This window comes from Rathayibacter sp. VKM Ac-2760 (assembly GCF_009834185.1).
Taxonomy (GTDB): domain Bacteria; phylum Actinomycetota; class Actinomycetes; order Actinomycetales; family Microbacteriaceae; genus Rathayibacter.
In genome coordinates this window covers 1942678-1961120 of sequence record NZ_CP047173.1, presented here as the reverse complement: position 1 = coordinate 1961120, position 18443 = coordinate 1942678, and the positions used below count along the sequence as shown (strand labels likewise).

The window sequence follows — 18443 nt, the reverse complement described above, 5'->3', positions numbered from 1 at the left end:
ATGGAGATCGTCATCCTCCCCTCCGCCGACGAGGTCGGCCGCGTCGCGGCATCCACGATCGCCGCGCTCGTCCGCGCCGATCCCGGGGCCGTGCTCGGCCTCGCCACCGGCTCGAGCCCGATGGGGGTGTACGCCGAGCTGCGCCGCCTCGTCGAAGCGGGAGAGGTCTCCTTCTCCCGAGTCCACGGCTTCGCGCTCGACGAGTACGTCGGCCTCCCGCTCGAGCACCCGGAGTCCTACGCGAGCGTCCTCGCCCGCGAGGTCGTCGAGCCGCTCGGCCTCGACCCCCGGCGGGTGCACGTGCCCGACGGCCGCGCCGACGACCTCGCCGCGGCGGCCGACCGGTACGAGCAGCGGATCCTCGACGCCGGCGGGATCGACCTGCAGATCCTCGGCATCGGCGCGAACGGGCACATCGGCTTCAACGAGCCGACCTCGTCGCTCGCCTCGCGCACCCGCCTCAAGACGCTCACACCCCGCACGCGCGACGACAACGCACGCTTCTTCGACGCCCCCGAGCTCGTGCCGACGCACTGCCTGACCCAGGGCATCGGAACGATCCTCGACGCCGGCCGACTGCTCCTCGTCGCCCAGGGCAGCTCGAAAGCCGACGCCGTCGCAGCCGCGGTGGAGGGGCCGCTCACCTCCTTCGTCCCCGCCTCCGCGCTGCAGCTCCACCGGCACGCCACCGTGATCGTCGACGAAGCAGCCGCCTCCCGGCTCCAGCTCTTCGACTACTACAGCTGCACCTCCGCCGATGAGCCGACGCGGCGACACGACCAGTGAGCGACAGCGCTCGCCTCTCGGACCCGCTCGGTCTCGCCTTGATCGCCCTCGGACGGACCTTGGACGGACCTTGGACGGCCTGCAGACGATCGATCACGACGACTTCCCTGCGACGGTCGACGTCACCGTGAGCGCCCTCGCTTCCAGCGGCGGCGGTCCTCGTCCTCGTCCCCCTTCCACCGGCGCCCGCCGGACGATCCTCCTCGGAGACGCAGGCCGATCGGAACTCGAACGAGTGGATGATGCGACGAGTGCTCGCCTTCGAATCGCTTCGGGTCGATACGGTGACCGCATGGACGACGACGAAGAGCGCCAGAACTTGGTGACGAGTACCGAGATCGTCAACGCCTTCATCAGAGCCGTCGAGAACCCCGAGAAGCTGCTCCGGGTGTGCGCGAACGTCGCGGGAGATCGCGACGACGAGAGGGCCGCCGTCGCCGCAGCATTCGAGGTCAGCGACGTGGTGGCCGATGCGATCCTCGACCTGCAGGTGAGGCGCTTCACGCCGAGGTCGATCGAGCAGATGCGGAACGAGCTGGACCGCTACGCCCGTCGACTCGCCGAACTCGACCGTCCGTAGATCACCCTTCACGACGGCAGAATCGACCTGTGTCCCCTCAGCAGAGCCGTCGCCGCCCGACGGTTCTTCGCGTCGCCGCGTCGACGGTGGCAGCCGGAGCGGGCCTGTGGCTCCTCGCGGACCACGTGGACGTGTGGCCTGAACCGGCGCCGTCCGCCAGCGCGCCGAGCGTCGCATCGACCTTCTCCCCCGCGGGCGCGGTGTACCGATACGGCTACTGGGGCGGACCCACGAATCCGACCTCCAGTCAGGCGGTTCAGTGGCTGGGGGACGGAAGCACCTTCACGATGACCACGGGCGGAAGCGGTCAGTGCCTGAACGAGCCCGTCGCTCTCGAGGTCGTGGCCCCCGACCATCTCCGAATCGAGACGAAGCTGCAAGAGAAGGCAGCGTGCTCGGAGAGCTCGGTGCTCGCCAGCTACGTCCTCGACACTCCCGCCGAACTCGATCCGACCCGGATCGTGAGAGTGGAGCGAACGCAGGCCGGTCGAGCCGGGAGCTCGAGCGTCCACGTCGACCCTCTGCGCTGACTCCGCCTTCGCGTCCGGCTGACCATCTCCTCTCGAGACAGCGGATGCGCATTCCGGCCTGCTCCAGCGGGCGACAGCAGTGGCGCCGGGGCGACGGCATGGTGGAGACTTCGGCGGTGTTGTGGGAGGGGACGGCGCTCGAGCGCCGCTTGCGCGAGCTGGACGGGCCTGGGCGTGATGAGCCGGTCGACTTCGACGGTCCGCGACTGGCAGCGAAAGTGAACGCGCTCGCCGCACTGATCGAGGAGAGCTTCCCCGGCGCCGTGTCGGTCGACGGTCCACTCCGGGACTGGCAGGACTCCGCGACCTTCACTCACGTGACAGTGGACGGAGCGGCGAACCGCACCTCGGCCGACCTCGTCATCTGCATCAGTCGGCATGGAGACCTCTGCTTCATCGCGCTCGAGAGACCGGGAGCGTACTCGCGGGAGGAGTTCGATGCCCTCGCCGACCCCGAGGACCTGCGACCGATGACCGCAGCTCTCGAAGCCCTGGACTTCACGGTCGCTCGCGAGGAATCGCTCTGGAGCCGGTACGACGGGCCGCTCGTGATGAGCCATCCGAGCTGGCTCGAACGCTACTTCGGATACCCGCTGTGAGCGCGCATGACTGACGACATCAGACTGCTCTACGACGCCGAGACGGCCGACCGCGCCCTGCGAGCATTCGTGGAGAAGATGGTCGGATTCACGGGACTTGACCTGTGGACCTTGTTCGCCGGCATGGAGCGCGACTCGAACATCGAGGGCGTGCCCGACGACGCAGCGTTGTGGACCGACTGGATGTTCGAGCTGTGGACCGCGAGAGGCTTCACCTGCGACGTGACCGCACCGGATTTCGTGATGAGCGGTGCGCCGTGAGGGCGTGCTCTGCGCCCCACGCACGGTCAGGAACCCAGCCGTCTCGTGATCGGCGTCAGTCGTCTTCACCCCGACGAGGTCGATCGGATCGGTGCCGAGGGAGGCCGGGTCGATGTCGAGCGGACCGTCGCCGCAATCGACGGTCTGGACAGTGGTCGTGCCCGTCACGACCGTGCCTGTTGCGGACTCGGGGATCTTCCGCGTCGATGGCAGCCTGACGATTCGAGCGCTACTGGGTGGGCTGAACGCGATCGGCGGGCTCCGGCGCGCACGCGGTCATGGTGCCCACGACGGCCAGCAGAAGTGTGAGTGCAACAGAACGACGAGTCATCTGGCGATGAGTGACCGCGCTCGATCTGCGATGGGACGATGGATCCGTCGCACTGGGCCATCCTCATACGGCGCGGCAGCAGGTGGCCACGATGACCCCATGGTCGACCAGACGCCTCAGGCAGATCGGATGGTCGAGATCGTCGCGGGTAGCGCCTCGCTACTCAAAGAGGCTGGTTTCCGAAAACGCCGCCACAGCTTCAACCGTGTCGCGAGCGACGGGCTCGTCCACCTCGTCTTCTTCTGGATGGCGCCGAAGGAGCCCCCAGCGTGGACCGACATTCCAGGATTTCGTGAGCGCCTGTACGGAACGTTCCGCATCGAGTTCGGTGTCCACGTCCCCAACATGAACCGCTCGCATTCTCCGCGGAGCTCCTGGATCAACGATTACAACTGCCATCTCCGCCGGACCATGGGCGAGCTGATGGTTCCGAATTCATCGGGCCTCTGGTGGCCTCTCGACGACCCTGATGCAACCGCGAAGGCGGCCACGGTGGTGCGAGACCTCGGTCTGCCGTGGTTGGACCGCTACTCGACGGCCCAGAAGATCTCTGCAGACTTCGAGCAGGACCCTGGTTCCGTCTCGCCGGCAGGCGAACTCGACATCGCAGACCTCTATCGCGCCCGAGGCGACGAAGCGCAGGCTCGAAGGATCATCGAACGACACGTGACGACACCGCACCGCCGGCGTTACATCGGCACCCTGACCAGATACCTCGAACTGCGGGGGTACCCCGACTTGATTCCCAAGATCACTGTCGAGGACACTCCATCTGCCGACACTTCGAGCAATTAGCGCTGAAGGCCGGGGCTCATCACAGAAATCCGCTGAACGCGCCGCCTTTCCGGCATTGCGCCCCCCACAACCATCCCCGTCCGGGACCGGTAGCACGGCGCAGCCAGCACCTGCGCTGATACGCTCCCCGCCATTCGACCTACTCGAGGGGCAGCACGATTCAGACGCTTCGCACCACCGTGTCGACCGTGACGGTCGCAGCGCTGGTCTCCGGTTTCCTCGCCGTGATTCTCAATCAGATTTGTCAAGCCAGCGGGAGTGGTCTGGCTCGTCTGTTCTTCCTTCTCCCCCAGCGTTTTTTGCCTGGAAGGCACGTAGTGCCGAGCAGGGTCGGAGGTGGGAGCGCAACCCGGAGGGCGGCGGAGGAGAGGTTGTCGGCGCGATGTGAGGGAGCGCGGCGACCGCGTGCCGAGAACCTGGGAGGAGCCGGCCGCGCAGCGGCTTGCGTGGACGCCGCAGGCCCGTACGCTGCCGAAGGCTTCCAGGCAAAAATGCGCGTAGCGCTCAGCACCGCGCCGGCCGAAGGTCGGCGTCCGCTCGGTCCGTGAACCGCGACGCTCGTCGCGGTGGCAATTAGTGGTGCTAGGCGAGGTGGCGGTAGATGGTGCCGCGAGAGACATCGAAGGTCTCGATTTGCTGTATCGCGTAGGTCTTCTCGTCGTACATCGCGCGGACTTGCCGTGCCGTCGTCGGCGTCATCCTGAAGCGCCCGGCTGCTGTTAGGAAGAGGCTTCAGCCGTGAAAGCTTCTTCGTCGGCCAGCAGATGGCCGGAGCTCTGGCGGCGCAACCGGTGGAAGGTGTCGCGCAGGCGCGACTTGACCGTGCCGAGCGGGATCTGCAGTTCCTCGGCGATCTGGCTGTGGCTGTAGCCGCGGACGAAGGCGAGGAAGAGGACGTCGTGATGAATGTGCGAGAGTCGCCGGATAGCATCCGCGACCGGAGCGTACGACAAACGGATCTCGCTGTACTCTGCCGGCTGGTCGTATGGCGACTCCTGGCTCCGCACGGCGTACTCATGATCACGCAGGCGATCGGACTGCACTGAACGTGCGCGGTCGATCGCGCGCCGCTTCGCCATCTGCCGTAGCAGATTGTGCGGCGCCCGATCAGGATCCAGGCGGCGCGCTTGACGCCACACCTCGAGGTAGACCTCCTGAGTCACCTCCTGCGCGAGCGAGCGATCGCGTAGGACGGACGTGGTGATCCCGAGCACATCCCTGATCGTGAGGTCGTAGAGACGCGCTAAAGCGCGATGGTCGCCTTCCGCGACGCGCGAGATGAGAGCGCAGAGCTCAGCGGCGTCGTCGTCGGTCACCGCTGATCCGACCAGCGAATGAGCACGCCGTCATCGTGACAGAGCGACCTGCTCCGATTCCTCATCTTGGGCATGCGCGGTACCCCCACTCAGGGGACACCGACCAGGTCGGCACACGGTCCGGGAGCGGTCCCGCGCGAAGATCGTCTCCGGACGCCGGGGCGGCGCGCAAGTGGCACCGTTGCTCTCGAGCGCCGAAGGTACTCGCTGCGGCATCGCTTTCCTGACGTGAAAGCGACGCCGCAGCATGGTTGTTACCGCTGGTTCGTCGCTCCGGCGGGCCGCCGTCTGGCGTTGAGCCCGAGCAGCGTGTCGATGAGGACGAAGGCCGCGAGGCTGGCGCCGAGTAGCGGCAGGAACAGTCCGATTGCGGCGGCGACGAGCAGCACGGCGGCGGTGCCCCACCATGGGGCGCGACGAAGCGCGCCTCGCTCGGGTGCGTTTCCTACCCGCCGTTGCGGGTCGCGCGTGGGGCGGCGCTTCCACCACATCAGGTAGCCGAGCACGACCATCGTGGCGATGCCGGCTGCGGTGACGAACAGCAGCAGCTGGTTGGGCAGCCCGAACATCGAGCCCATGTGGGTGTCGATGCCCCAGCGGGAGAGCTTGGCGACGAGGCCGAAATCGGCGAAGTCGACCCGGTCGACGACCTGCATCGTGCTCCCGTCGATCGCGACGCCGTCGACCTCGGTCGGGAAGCTGCGCTGGATCTCCTGCACGACCCAGGCCGATCCCTGGTCCGCGGGCGGCCGGATCTCGACCAGTCCGGTGTTCACGTTGACCTCGCGGGCGACCGAGAGCACCGAGTCGTAGGCGGCCGGCGAGTAGCCCGCCGTCGACTCGACGGCGTCGCCGGTGGCCGCGCCGTGTCCGGCGTGTCCGGCGTGCTCGTCGGCCACCTCGCCGGTCCGGTCGCCGAGCGTCGTCCCCAGCGAGGGTGTGGTCCAGCCGACGGCGGAGCGGAGGGTCTCGAAGTTCCCGCCTCCGTACAGCGACCATGTGATGCCGGTGGTCGAGAGGAACAGTGCGCCGACCAGGAGCCAGATGCCGGTGGAGGCGTGCCAGGAGAACAGGCGCCTGTAGCCGGTGGTCCTCGGCGCGGGGCGCAGCAGGTCCTTCTTGACGCGGGCGCGGCGGATCCGAATGATCCACAGGCCCAGGCCTGCGAGGGCGACGACGCCGAGCCAGGAGGCGGCGAGCTCGCTGTAGTAGCGGCCGACGTCGCCGAGGTGGAGGGTGCGGTGTAGGTCGCTGACCCAGGTGCGCAGCGGCAGGGCGCCGCTGGTGCCGTAGGCGGTGAGGTCGCCGCGGACGTCGGCGGTGGCCGGGTCGATGAAGATTGCGCGGGTCTCGCTGGCGCCGAGGGAGGGGTCCGCGTACATCACCCGGGTGGTGTCGCCGGGGTTCGGGGCGGGGCGGACGGCGGCGATGCTCTGCCCGCCTCCCGAGTAGTCGTCGGCCGCGTCAATCTGGTCGGCCAGTGGGAGGTAGCTGTCGGCTTCGGGGGCGTGCAGCTCCTGGGCGTAGACGACCTGCTCGAGCTGGGGGGTGAGCGCGTAGAGCGCGCCGCTGCCGGCGGCGACGAGGATGAACGGTCCGACGAACAGGGCGGCGTAGAAGTGCAGTCGCAGCAGCAGCTGCCCGAACCACCCGCCCTTGCGCCGTTGTGGCGGGGGTGGGGTGTCGGCGGAGTCGCGGGGTTTCGTGGCGGTGGTGGTCATGGTGCTGGTCCTTCGATGCTCGAACGGGTGCTGGCGCGGGTCAGAGGAGGGTGTCGCCGATGTAGCCGCCCTCGGCGCAGCCCGGTGGGATCGCGAAGACGGCGGAGCCGATCGGCGTGGTCCACTCGTTGAGCAGGTCCAGCTCGTCCAGGCGCTTCTGGATCGGCACGAACTGCTTGGTGACGTCGGCCTGGTACGCGGCGAAGATCAGCCCGGAGTTGGAGATCTCCTCACCGGTCGGGGTGTCGTCGTAGTTGTAGGCGCGGCGGTGGAAGCGTTCGGCGGTGTTCTCCGAGCGGGCTCGTCTCATGTGCGAGAACTCCGGGATCACCGGGAAGCCGATGGCGGTCGTCGCCTCGAAGTCGGGCTCGTCGGTCTCCGCCGTCCCGGTGAGGGGTGCGCCGTTCGCGAGGGTCCGGCCGACGGACTGCTCGCGGCCGCTGCGGTCCAGGCGGTCCCACTTGTCCAGGTCCATCCGGATGCGGCGCAGCACCAGCCCGGTGCCGCCGGCGAGCCAGCCGTCGCGGACCCAGACGAGCTCGTCGAAGTCGACGTCCTCGGGCCGCGGGTTGACGGTCCCGTCGACCTGGCCGAACAGGTTCCGCATCGTGGTGCCGGCCTTCTCCGATCCGTGCGCGCGGCGGAACCCGGTCTGGGTCCAGCGGACGCTCGCGAAGGTGCGGGTGTTCTTCAGCAGCATCCGCAGCGCGTGCGCGATCGTGAATGCGTCGTCGGCGTGGAACTGCAGCAGCAGGTCCCCGTCGTTCCACTGCTCCTCGAGCCGGTCGATCCCGAACGCGGGCAGCGGTGCCAGCCAGGCCGGCTTCGCCTCCTCCCCCGCCGCGAGGGACACGAGCCGCGGCCCGAACCCGAAGGTCACCGTGAGGCGTGCGGGCACGACGCCGAGCTCGGGCTCGGAGTCGGCCAGCGCCGGCTGCCCCTGCGTAAGGCGGGCGGCGTCGTCAGACAGGATCCGCAGCATCCGCCGCAGCCCGTCCCGATCGGTGCTCTCACGCAGATCGAGGGCGACGAACGTCGCATGCGCCTGCGGCGTCGCGGCGATCCCCGCCTGATGCGCACCGTGGAAGGGGATCGTCTCGTCGCCGTTCAGCGCCGCGGCTGCGGCGGAGGGAGTGCCGCTGCGGCCGAGCAGCTGGTCGGCGCCGATCGCGCCGGCCGCGCCGATGCCGGCGACGGCCCCGCCGAGGAGGAGCCGTCGCCGGCTGACGGCGCTGCGTGGGCGCTCGTCAGCGTCGTGGTCGGGGTCGCGGTCCTTGCTCATCAGCCCTCGCCGCCCATGTCCATGTCCATGTCCATGTCGCCGCCCTCGTAGTTCTCGTTCGCGCCGGCGTAGTCGCGCGCGGGGACGGTGAACTCCGTCGTGGAGTCGTCCGAGAAGGTGAGAGTCACGGTGACCTCGTCGCCGGCGACGATCGGCTCGGTCAGGTCCATCAGCATGATGTGGTTTCCGCCCGGGGCCAGGTCGAGGCTGCCGCCGGCCGGGATCGTGAAGCCGTTCTCCTTCGCGCGCATCACCATCTCGCCCGACTCGTTCGCGACCGTCTCGTGCAGCTCGAGCTCGGAGGACGCGGCAGAGGTCGCGGAGACGACGGTCACGTCCTCGGTGCCGGTGTTCTCCAGCTCGCCGAATGCGGCGGACATGCCGGAGTCGGCGGCCTTCACCCAGCCGTCGGTGATGCTCACCTCCGATCCGGCGGGCGTGATTTCGGCGGTGGTGCCGGAGGCTCCGGCGCTGCAGCCGGTCAGGGCGAGCAGGGCCGCGGCCGAGAGGGCGGTGAGGGTGGTGAAGTGACGAGTGCGCATGCTGTGGCGCCTTCCTGTGAGGTGGTGCGGTGGGTGGAGGATGCCGGTCGTCACGACGACGGCCGGTCTCTGGTGGTGGTCGAGGGTCGCCCGCGTCGGCGGGTGAATGCGAGGAAGAGGGCGACGGCGAGCACGGCGCCGGCCAGGCCGATCAGAGCGGGCCGCAGGACGTCCGGCGCGGTCTGCGTCGAAACGGCCGCGACGACGGTCGGCGAGGCGGTCGGTGTCGGTTCCGCAAGGGCGGCGGACTGCGAGGACGCGCCGTCGCCCACGGTGAAGGGGACGATGCCGCTGATGGGGTGCCCGTCGGCGGAGACGACCCGCCACTTCAGGTCGTACGAGCCGCTAGGCAGCGCCGGCTCGAGCGGCGCCGTGACCCGGGAGTCAGCCAGCTCGACCGGCCCGGAGACGTGATCGATGCCGTCCATGTCGGTGACGAGGACGAGCGCGCCGATCGTGAGGACGTCCTCGGAGTACGTCAGCGTCACCTCCGCGGGCGAGTTCGTGAAGTGCTCGCCGGAGCCGGGAGTGCTGCTGATCAGCTGATCGTGCGCCTGAGCCGGCCCGGCGGTCCCGAGCAGAACGCCGGCCAGGGCGAGGGTCGCCAGCGCGGCGGGCAGCCGTCGCGGGTGTCGAGAGGTCATCGGTCGGTCTCCTTCGTGGTCGTCAGATGGGGAGTGCTTCGGCTGTAGAGCCGGTTCACGTGGTCGTCGTAGGCGCCGCGCTTGGCGTCGCCGTCGCGGTCGGCGCGCCGGTTGTAGAACTTCGCGAGCTGTCGCTCCGAGCACTCCAACTGCGCGATCAGTACCGTCGGGGTCACGCCCGAACAGACCGATCTCCCGTCGAAGCCCTGATCAGTGCGCAGCTCACCCAGAGCACTCAGCCGGATATCGAGCGAGAACGAGCCACTGGATGGTGGGCCTAGTACCGGCGTCGCCGAGGTATCGCGAGCTGGAAAGGCGGAAAGAGATTGCCGTAGACCAACGTCGATGGATGCGCCTCGGTCGGGCTTCATTCAGAAGCGCCCACGGGAACACCCGCAGACCGCCGCCGCGCCTACAGAAGCGCCGGGCCGGATTGACCCGGCTAGGAGGGATCGTCAAGACGCTGACCCGCAGGGACGCTGTTGGTCACCTCATTGGTGATCGAGAGAGGCACGTCAGGATGCGATGGGACGTGCGGAGAAGTTCGCGCTGCGGCTCGCGTCGATGATCAGGAAGCGAGCAGGGAAGGTGGGCCGCGACGCAGCGCAGCCTGGGGGAAGACTCCCGAAGCGAGAGGGAGGACATCGCGCAGCACGAACGAGGAACGTCGGGCGGGCAGAGGAGCTTCCGCCGGAGTCGGCAGAACTCGCACCAAACGAGCAACGACGTGACTCGTCATCGCCGCGACCCGAAGAAGGAGCGACTCGCCTCGGTGAAGCGCCGCAGTCGTTGCGATCGCGGCGACGACGTGCGCTGCCCACATCGAGGACCCGGGCATGCCGCTGTGAGTCATCGCTGCGCTGACATCGACCACCGCACCGTGATGCGCGTGCACCATCGGCGCATCAACCGGGCCGCTGAAGGTCCCGATCGTGAACAGCGTGTGGAACAGGAACTGGCTCACCGCGACCGAGACCGCCACGCGAACCAGGGAAAGCCTGCGCCCGGCAAGAGCCACGCACACCAGCACCGACAGCACGAGCGGTACTGCGAGACCCAGCGGCCCCGGAGTCTGTCCGCCACCGGCGACGTGCGAGAACAAGGCGATGATCGTCGCAACCGTCGCAGCAACGACACCCCTGAGGGTGCGCAGCGAACGGGACGACGACACCCCACAAGTGTCGCAGAACCAGATTCTCCGTCAACGATCATCGACGGGACGCATCAGTGATGCGCGCGCTAGATCGTACCCATCTGGGCTGTCGCAATCTTCGCCGTGGCGTCCTGTGCGGCCGTTTCCCTCACGGACGTTGCAGCGCGTGATGCGGCGACCCCTGGAAGGGAACTCCTGCACGGCACGGAGCGCGACTCCGAGACGAGGCCGAACCAGATGGCGCGGACTACTGGACCTGTACGACGATTCAGTCATCTTCAGGACGGTCTGCGCAACGACGACAGCACGAGCGTGAGTGACGCGGGAGGTGTGTTGACGAGAGCGGATCAGTTGCTGCCGCGGACGATGCAACCGTTGTCGTCGTCGTCCGGCATCCCGGTTGCTGAGATCGGTGAGTAGTTTCCCGGTTCGGAGGGGGCGGCGTAGATCATGGTCCCTGTCTAGTTGTTCAGCTGGCGGGAGAGCGCGATGCTCACAGAACGCAAATGAGGTCGTCGTTCTGTCTCACCGCCGGGTCGCCCAATGTGCGCGGCGACTACTCAAGTCAAGGGTGGTCACGGCTTGGTGTGCGGCGCTCCAGACCATCTCGTGTTCGAGCGGGCTGAAGTGGCCGTTCCTGAGGCGGTCATCAGCGCGTCGGAGGGCTGCTGCGACAGCGGCGAGGCTGTCGAAGTCATCCGTGTCACCGGTGCCGGAGACCAGGAGTGATGCGGTCACGGTCACGCGCGCCGATCCCTGCCGAGTCCGAGCGGTCCGCTGCGCGAGCAGGACAACGCCTGCGATGTAGAGAGCGGCGGCCGTGATCGCGAGAGGGATGGCGTCAGCGCCGAGGAGTGCAAGTACCGCGAATCCGCCGAGCAAGGCGAGGCCGAGCACAGGTAGGGCCTCCGCGAGGCGCAGGAGCCGGCGCTCGTCGGCGGGAGTGCCTGGCGGGTAGACGACGAGGGTGCTGCTCGCGCTGCCGTAGCGGCTCACGGTCGTCGTCAGGTGTCCCCAACTGTCACCACGGTCAAGGAGACGATGCATGAGACGCGTGCCGGCGCGCGGCGCGAGAGTTGCGGTCATCTCCTCATCGTCGGACGAGAGCAGGCGCTCTGCCGGATCCTCGCAGAACCCATGCGCACCGAGGCGCACTCCCTACGAAAGCCCTACAGCGGGAAGCTCTCCCAGGGTCCCGCGGCGATCACTGACCGGTCATGGCTGCTCACCGTTCGCGGTCGCTTCGATCCACTCCGTCGCCTCGTCTGGAAGCAGGAGGCCTTCGTCCGGTGAGTCGGCGGGCAGCGTCTCAAAGGCCCCGCCGGCCGCTGCTTGGATCTCGTCGATGATGGCCGGGGGGACCACGTCTCCGTTGTTCTCGATCAACCACTGCTGTGCGGCGCCGCTGAGTCGCGGCCACCAGGCTTCGATGTCCATGACACTCACCGTCCTCCTCTGCGGCGGCGCTGTCGAGGGTGATCAAGCCTCGGCCGTCGGGAACCCGTCAGGGTTCGGGGTGGGCGGCGCCCGGGTTCCGTGAGGAGCAGTGGAGGCCGGTGGCGATCGGTTTATAACGGGAGAACGCCCTCGTGAAAGGTCCCGTCCCATGTCTCTTCTCCACACCGTCAGCGCACTCGTGCTCTCGAACCGGGTCGCGTCAGCGGCGGGGAGGGAGGCGTGGCCGGCGCATACCGTGCACGGTCCGCGAGATGTCGAAGTGGCTGGGTTGTCGATGATGGCGATGGCGGCGGAGGCGGGGACACCGTGCGTGCGGAATGCCGCTGCGGTGGTCCCCGGTTCGAATGGGCTGCTGTCAGCGCGTCGATTCGCGTCGGTCGTCGTGACCCGTGTCGTGGCGGTCGAGCGTGCGGAAGAGGGGCGTCTCGCTCAGGTGTGGGTGGATGCCGAACTGCAGCGGTGCCGGGTGGTCCCGGGCGCGATGAGGTTGGTGGGGCGCCCGACGGGTTTGCGTCGGCAGTCGATGCGGATCCGCCCGGATGCCCATTCGGCGTCGGGGCCGACGATCGAGCTCCTCCCGACAGACCTCCGCGAGGGGGACGTGCTAGTCGTTCCCTGTCTCGGCACGACGGCGCTACGGGACGTCTGGCGGAGCGCGCGCGACACGGGGCGCCTCTCCGCAGATCGTGGCGGAGTCTCCTGGGGCGACTGAGCGCGAAAGCGGCGCGTCACGAGGAGAAGGGGTCGGCGCTCAGAGCGCCGGCCCCTTCTCGAGTTGAGCAGACGCTTTACTCGAGCGCACCGAGCCAGGCGGGCCGGCCATCCTCGGGGACCGGCGCGGCCGGTGCGAGCGTGGCGTGCGGTACAGGGCGCAGGTGACGCAGGGCGACGGCGTCCGCGCACGGCACGGCGAGCAGGTCTCCCGCGCGGATGTCGTCGGGGAGGAGTGCCGATCCGGCAGCAGAGCAGGGGGTAGCCGTGGCACAGCCGGTGTCGGCGAGGACGATCACCGGTCGTGAGTGAGCGCAGGACGCTCGCCCGATCAGCCGCATCTCCGGCCACACCGCCGGGACTGCGTCAAGACACGCGTCGATGAAGAGCTCGCGCTCGCCAGCGGCGCCCTGACGGACCTTCGTCACGGTGACGACGATGGCTGTCGCCTGCCGGTCCGGCGCGGGCCGGCCGCCGGAGCCAGGGATGACGCCGGCCGCGATGTGCACGCAGGGGGTACCACAGACCTCGACGAGGCGGACGAGGGAGACGCCCGCGACGATCACATCAGTCGTGGTGGTGCGCGTGAGCTCCGGCCAGACGTTCACGTTCAAGGGATCCGGGAGGCTGCGACGCAGGCTCGGCAGTAGCGCGGTGAGCGTCACGACCGGACACTTCCCTCGCGTGCCGAACAGGGTTGAAGCGGGTCCGCAGTGGCGGAGGATGTGGAGTTCATGCGTACCGGTCTACGCGGATTCCGAGCGTGCCGGTGAAGTCCTGACGCAACCCGAACACGAAACCGTCGAATCATCACGCCTCACCAACAGCCGGCTCGGACCGGGCGGGAGTCGGCGTTGTTAGGACGCCGTCAGGTTCTGCCAGGAACGTGTATGGGATGCGTTAGGGCCGCGAAACCGCTGTGAGAACAGGTGTCTACTCAGGGCTCGTGCCAGCTCTGGCAGACGCTCACGCATCCGTGAGTGTCATCCGCCTCCGGATGGAGTACTTCGTGCTTGACCTTGTCTACGTGATCGGCATCCTCGCCGTCTTCGCGCTCGTCGGCGTCATCGCCAAGGGAGTCGAGAAGCTCGCGCCCACGCCGCGCACTTCCGGCCCTCGCGCGGCGATCAGCGAGGACGTGAAGTGATCGTTTTCGACTTCCTCGCCGCGATCCTCGCGATCGCCGCGATCGGCTACCTCGGCTTCGCGCTCGTGAAACCGGAGCGTTTCTGATGGATACCTTCCTCTCGATCCTGCAGGTCGCCTCCGCCGCCCTGATCCTCGTCCTCCTGTACCGCCCGCTCGGTGACTACATGGCGCACGTCTACTCCTCCAAGAAGGACCTCGCGATCGAGCGCGGCTTCTACCGCCTCATCGGCGTCGACTCGCGCGCCGAGCAGAGCTGGCAGGCCTACCTGCGCGGCGTGCTCGCTTTCTCGCTCATCGGCGTCCTCTTCGTCTACGCGATCCAGCGCGCGCAAGCGGTCCTCCCCTACTCGCTCGGATTCCCCGCGATCCCCGAGGGCCTCTCGTTCAACACCGCGGTCTCGTTCGTCACCAACACCAACTGGCAGTCGTACTCGCCCGACACGACCATGGGCTACAGCGTTCAGCTCATCGGTCTGGCCGTGCAGAACTTCGTCTCCGCCGGCGTCGGCATCGCCATCGCGATCGCGCTGGTGCGCGGGTTCGCGCGCCGCAACAGCGAGTCGATCGGCAACTTCTGGGTCGACCTCACCCGGGGCACTCTGCGCCTCCTCCTGCCGATGGCTGTCGTGAGCGCGATCCTCCTCCTGGCCGGCGGCGTCATCCAGAACTTCGCTGGATTCACCGACGTCACGACCCTGACCGACGGAACGCAGAGCATCCCCGGCGGGCCGGTCGCGTCGCAAGAGGCGATCAAGATACTCGGCACCAACGGCGGCGGCTTCTTCAACGCCAACTCGTCGCACCCGTTCGAGAACCCCACGGCGTGGACCAGCCTGCTGCAGGTGATCCTGATGCTGGCGATCCCGTTCTCCCTCCCCCGCACCTTCGGGCGGATGGTCGGCAACGCGAAGCAGGGCTACGCGATCCTCGCCGCCATGGCCACGATCTTCCTCGTGTCCCTCACCGCCCTCACCTTGCTCGAGCTCGCCGGGAACGGCGGCGCCCCGCAGGCCGCCGGCGGTGCAATGGAGGGTAAGGAGACGCGGTTCGGTATCGCCGGCTCGACGCTGTTCGGGGCGACCAGCACGCTGACCTCGACCGGTGCCGTCAACTCGATGCACGACTCCTACACGGCCCTCGGCGGGATGCTGCCGATGCTGAACATGATGCTCGGCGAGGTCGCCCCCGGCGGCGTCGGCTCGGGTCTCTACGGGATGCTCGTCCTCGCGATCCTCGCGGTGTTCATCGGCGGCCTGCTCGTGGGCCGGACCCCCGAGTACCTGGGGAAGAAGCTCGGCCCGTACGAGATCAAGCTCGCGAGCATCTACATCCTGATCACCCCGACCCTGGTGCTGGCCGGCACGGCGCTGAGCTTCGCGATCCCCGCGGTGCGCGCCGACGTCGAGAGCACCTCGATCTGGAACCCGGGGCTGCACGGCCTCTCGGAGGTGCTCTACGCCTTCACCTCGGCCTCGAACAACAACGGCTCGGCCTTCGCCGGCCTCACCGCGAACACGCCCTGGTTCAACACGGCGCTCGGCGTCGCGATGCTGCTCGGCCGGTTCCTGCCGATCGTGATGGTGCTGGCGCTGGCCGGTTCGCTCGCGAAGCAGGGCTCGACTCCGTCGACCGCGGGCACGTTGCCCACTCACCGGCCGCAGTTCGTCGGCTTGCTCGTGGGCGTCACCGTGATCGTCACCGCACTCACCTACTTCCCCGTGCTCGCACTCGGACCCCTCGCAGAAGGACTCCAGTAACGCCATGACCACGACTCTCGACAAACCCGCCCCTTCCCCCGACCGCGAGAAGTCGCCGAAGCGCGGCGCGTCCGCGTTCAGCCTCGAGCAGATCCTCGCCGCGCTCCCCGGAGCGTTCCGCAAGCTCGACCCGCGCCTGATGGTGCGCAACCCCGTCATGTTCCTCGTCGAGGTCGGCGCCGCGCTCACCACGGTCCTCGCGATCGCCGAGCCGTTCCTGGGCGGAGCGCAGGAGTCCGGCGGCGCCCCCGTGCCTGTCTCCTTCACCTGGGGCATCGCGCTCTGGCTCTGGGCGACCGTCGTCTTCGCGAACCTCGCGGAGTCGGTCGCCGAGGGCCGCGGCAAGGCGCAGGCCGACAGCCTGCGGCAGACCCGCACGAGTACCATGGCGCGCCGCCTGGCCGAGTACCGCGCCGGAGACGGCGCTGCCACTCACGGCCAGGTGCGCGAGGTGTCCTCCGCCGATCTGCAGCTGGGCGATCACGTGGTCGTCGAGGCCGGCGACCTGATCCCCGGCGACGGCGACATCGTCTGGGGCATCGCCTCCGTCGATGAGTCGGCGATCACCGGAGAGTCCGCGCCGGTCGTGCGCGAGTCGGGCGGCGACCGCAGCGCCGTCACCGGCGGCACCCGCGTGCTCTCCGACCGGATCGTCGTGCGCATCACCTCGAAGCCGGGCGAGACCTTCGTCGACCGGATGATCGGGCTGGTCGAGGGCGCCTCGCGGCAGAAGACGCCGAACGAGATCGCGCTGAACATCCTGCTCGCGAGCCTGTCCATCGTGTTCCTCGTCGTCACACTTACGCTGAACCCGATCGCGTCCTACGCCGCCGCTCCCGTGAGCGTCCCGGTGCTCGTCGCTCTGCTGGTCTGCCTCATCCCGACCACCATCGGCGCGCTGCTCTCCGCGATCGGCATCGCCGGCATGGACCGGCTCGTGCAGCGCAACGTGCTCGCCATGTCCGGCCGTGCCGTCGAAGCGGCGGGCGACGTCACCACGCTGCTGCTCGACAAAACCGGCACGATCACCTACGGCAACCGGCGCGCCACCGAGTTCGTGCCCGTCGACAGCGCTGACGAGGCCGAGCTGATCCGCGCCGCCGCGTCCTCCTCCCTCAGCGATCCCACTCCCGAGGGCAAGTCGATCGTCGACCTCGCCGCGACGAAGGGGGTCCACCAGGACGCTCTCGCGAGCGAGGTCCTCTCGGCCGAGATCGTCCCCTTCACCGCCCAGACGCGCATGAGCGGGCTCGACTTCACCGACGGCTCCATGATCCGCAAGGGCGCCGGCTCAGCGGTCACCGCCTGGCTCGAGAGCGACGCTCGTCTCGCGAGCACCGTGGTCGCCGAGCTCGACGAGCAAGTCCACCGCATCTCCGAGAGCGGAGGCACGCCGCTGGTCGTCGCCGTCAAGGACGCCCGCGGCGTCGGCCGGATCCTCGGCGTCGTCCACCTCAAGGACGTCGTCAAGGAGGGGCTCAAGGAGCGCTTCGCGGACCTGCGCGCGATGGGTATCCGCACCGTCATGATCACCGGCGACAACCCCCTCACCGCGAAGGCCATCGCGGCGGAGGCCGGCGTCGACGATTACCTCGCCGAGGCCACGCCCGAGCAGAAGCTCGCCTACATCCGCAAGGAGCAGGAGGGCGGCAACCTCGTCGCGATGACGGGTGACGGCACGAACGACGCTCCGGCTCTCGCGCAGGCCGACGTGGGTGTGGCGATGAACACGGGCACGTCGGCGGCGAAGGAGGCCGGCAACATGGTCGACCTCGACTCCGACCCGACCAAGCTCATCGACATCGTGCGGATCGGCAAGCAGCTCCTGATCACCCGCGGAGCGCTCACCACGTTCTCGATCGCCAACGACATCGCCAAGTACTTCGCGATCATCCCCGCGATGTTCGCCGGCGTGTTCCCAGGACTCGCCGTGCTGAACGTGATGCAGCTGCACTCGCCCGCCTCAGCGATCCTCTCAGCGATCATCTTCAACGCGATCATCATCATCGTCCTGATCCCGCTGGCCCTGCGCGGCGTCGCCTACCGCGCGCTCAGCGCCTCCAAGGTCCTCAGCCGCAACCTCCTCGTCTACGGGCTCGGCGGCGTGATCGCGCCGTTCATCGGGATCAAGCTGATCGACCTCGTCGTCTCCCTCATCCCCGGCTTCTAGCCGATCACGTTCTCGACATTCGTCAGCAGAAAGCAGTCCCCGTCATGAATCCCACCCGCGCCGGGCTCCGGCAGTACGCAGTCGCCCTCCGGGCCATGCTCGTGCTCACCGTCGCCCTCGGCATCCTCTACCCCCTCGCGATCACCGCCGTGGGCCAGGTCGCCTTCGCCGGCCAGGCGAACGGTTCCACCCTCTCCGTGAACGGCGAGACCGTCGGCTCGAGCCTCATCGGCCAGTCCTTCACGGACGCCGACGGCAATCCGCTGCCCGAGTGGTTCCAGTCCCGGCCCTCCGCCGCGGGCGACGGCTACGACGCGAGCGCCTCCAGCGGCTCCAACCTCGGCCCGGAGAACGAGGACCTCGTCGCGTCGATCGAGGAACGTCGCGCCGCGATCGCGGAGTTCAACGGAGTCGACCCGACCGAGGTCCCCGCCGACGCCCTCACCGCCTCCGCTTCGGGCTTGGACCCGCATATCAGCCCGGCCTACGCCGAGCTGCAGGTCGCCCGCGTCGCCGAGGCTCGTGGGCTCTCCGAGGAGAGCGTGCGCTCCCTCGTCGCCGAGCACACGCAGGGACGTGACCTGGGGTTCCTGGGCGAGGAGACCGTCAACGTGCTGGAACTGAACATCGCGCTCGCTGCGTCGGCGAGCTGAGGCGA

General features: G+C 68.5%; 21 protein-coding genes. 10 read left to right on the top strand and 11 right to left on the bottom strand.

The window, feature by feature from the left end; genetic code table 11:
* From nagB to GSU72_RS08860, 5 genes are all read left to right on the top strand, one after another.
* Window positions 1-786 carry a glucosamine-6-phosphate deaminase gene (gene nagB, locus GSU72_RS08880; protein WP_159984690.1) on the top strand — a complete coding sequence of 262 codons (786 nt, stop codon included), beginning with the start codon at window positions 1-3 and terminating at the stop codon, window positions 784-786.
* A gap of 70 nt (window positions 787-856) precedes the next feature.
* The gene (locus GSU72_RS08875; protein WP_159984689.1) at window positions 857-1366 is read left to right on the top strand and encodes a hypothetical protein; all 510 of its coding nucleotides are present in this window, start codon (window positions 857-859) and stop codon (window positions 1364-1366) included.
* A gap of 574 nt (window positions 1367-1940) precedes the next feature.
* A complete protein-coding gene (locus GSU72_RS08870; protein WP_159984688.1) occupies window positions 1941-2495 on the top strand; it encodes a hypothetical protein in 555 nt (184 codons plus the stop codon).
* A gap of 6 nt (window positions 2496-2501) precedes the next feature.
* Window positions 2502-2756 carry a hypothetical protein gene (locus GSU72_RS08865; RefSeq protein ID WP_159984687.1) on the top strand — a complete coding sequence of 85 codons (255 nt, stop codon included), beginning with the start codon at window positions 2502-2504 and terminating at the stop codon, window positions 2754-2756.
* Between the two features lie 430 nt (window positions 2757-3186).
* Window positions 3187-3882 (top strand): DUF4304 domain-containing protein, encoded by a 696-nt coding sequence (locus GSU72_RS08860; RefSeq protein ID WP_159984686.1) that lies wholly within the window; start codon window positions 3187-3189, stop codon window positions 3880-3882.
* A gap of 582 nt (window positions 3883-4464) precedes the next feature.
* Here the strand turns inward: GSU72_RS08860 and GSU72_RS08855 are convergent.
* From GSU72_RS08855 to GSU72_RS08805, 11 genes are all read right to left on the bottom strand, one after another.
* Complete coding sequence (locus GSU72_RS08855) at window positions 4465-4581, bottom strand: helix-turn-helix domain-containing protein (protein WP_159984685.1); 117 nt, start codon at window positions 4579-4581, stop codon at window positions 4465-4467.
* A gap of 20 nt (window positions 4582-4601) precedes the next feature.
* Complete coding sequence (locus GSU72_RS08850; protein WP_159984684.1) at window positions 4602-5198, bottom strand: sigma-70 family RNA polymerase sigma factor; 597 nt, start codon at window positions 5196-5198, stop codon at window positions 4602-4604.
* Between the two features lie 254 nt (window positions 5199-5452).
* Complete coding sequence (locus tag GSU72_RS08845) at window positions 5453-6919, bottom strand: PepSY-associated TM helix domain-containing protein (protein WP_159984683.1); 1467 nt, start codon at window positions 6917-6919, stop codon at window positions 5453-5455.
* A 40-nt stretch (window positions 6920-6959) separates the two neighbouring features.
* On the bottom strand, window positions 6960-8201 hold the full coding sequence (locus GSU72_RS08840) for a Dyp-type peroxidase (RefSeq protein WP_159984682.1): 1242 nt from the start codon (window positions 8199-8201) through the stop codon (window positions 6960-6962).
* Entirely contained in the window at window positions 8201-8743 is a 543-nt protein-coding gene (locus tag GSU72_RS08835; RefSeq protein WP_159984681.1) for a copper chaperone PCu(A)C, read from the bottom strand. Before GSU72_RS08835 ends, GSU72_RS08840 begins: the two co-directional genes overlap by 1 nt.
* 50 nt (window positions 8744-8793) lie before the next feature.
* Entirely contained in the window at window positions 8794-9387 is a 594-nt protein-coding gene (locus tag GSU72_RS08830) for a copper resistance protein CopC (RefSeq protein ID WP_159984680.1), read from the bottom strand.
* Window positions 9384-9563 carry a hypothetical protein gene (locus GSU72_RS08825; protein ID WP_159984679.1) on the bottom strand — a complete coding sequence of 60 codons (180 nt, stop codon included), beginning with the start codon at window positions 9561-9563 and terminating at the stop codon, window positions 9384-9386. Before GSU72_RS08825 ends, GSU72_RS08830 begins: the two co-directional genes overlap by 4 nt.
* Window positions 9564-9955: 392 nt before the next feature.
* Window positions 9956-10558, bottom strand: coding sequence for a hypothetical protein (locus GSU72_RS08820; RefSeq protein WP_159984678.1), 603 nt, complete (start codon window positions 10556-10558; stop codon window positions 9956-9958).
* A gap of 507 nt (window positions 10559-11065) precedes the next feature.
* The gene (locus GSU72_RS08815) at window positions 11066-11626 is read right to left on the bottom strand and encodes a DUF6611 family protein (RefSeq protein WP_159984677.1); all 561 of its coding nucleotides are present in this window, start codon (window positions 11624-11626) and stop codon (window positions 11066-11068) included.
* 129 nt (window positions 11627-11755) lie between these two features.
* Window positions 11756-11977 (bottom strand): hypothetical protein, encoded by a 222-nt coding sequence (locus tag GSU72_RS08810; protein ID WP_159984676.1) that lies wholly within the window; start codon window positions 11975-11977, stop codon window positions 11756-11758.
* Window positions 11978-12786: 809 nt separating this feature from the next.
* Window positions 12787-13374: a hypothetical protein gene (locus GSU72_RS08805; RefSeq protein ID WP_159984675.1), complete on the bottom strand. Its 588-nt coding sequence runs from the start codon at window positions 13372-13374 to the stop codon at window positions 12787-12789.
* Window positions 13375-13718: 344 nt separating this feature from the next.
* Here GSU72_RS08805 and GSU72_RS08800 point away from each other — a divergent pair, with 344 nt between their 5' ends.
* Genes GSU72_RS08800 through kdpC form a run of 5 tightly spaced genes read left to right on the top strand, consistent with a single transcriptional unit; the run spans window position 13719 to window position 18438 of the window.
* Window positions 13719-13856, top strand: a complete 138-nt coding sequence (locus GSU72_RS08800) for a hypothetical protein (protein WP_159984674.1) — start codon at window positions 13719-13721, stop codon at window positions 13854-13856.
* Entirely contained in the window at window positions 13853-13942 is a 90-nt protein-coding gene (locus tag GSU72_RS08795; RefSeq protein ID WP_159984673.1) for a potassium-transporting ATPase subunit F, read from the top strand. Before GSU72_RS08800 ends, GSU72_RS08795 begins: the two co-directional genes overlap by 4 nt.
* A complete protein-coding gene (gene kdpA, locus GSU72_RS08790; RefSeq protein ID WP_159984672.1) occupies window positions 13942-15615 on the top strand; it encodes a potassium-transporting ATPase subunit KdpA in 1674 nt (557 codons plus the stop codon). Before GSU72_RS08795 ends, kdpA begins: the two co-directional genes overlap by 1 nt.
* 4 nt (window positions 15616-15619) lie before the next feature.
* Window positions 15620-17785 (top strand): potassium-transporting ATPase subunit KdpB, encoded by a 2166-nt coding sequence (kdpB, locus tag GSU72_RS08785; protein ID WP_159984671.1) that lies wholly within the window; start codon window positions 15620-15622, stop codon window positions 17783-17785.
* A gap of 44 nt (window positions 17786-17829) precedes the next feature.
* Entirely contained in the window at window positions 17830-18438 is a 609-nt protein-coding gene (gene kdpC / locus GSU72_RS08780) for a potassium-transporting ATPase subunit KdpC (RefSeq protein ID WP_159984670.1), read from the top strand.
* The last annotated feature ends 5 nt before the right edge of the window (window positions 18439-18443 follow it).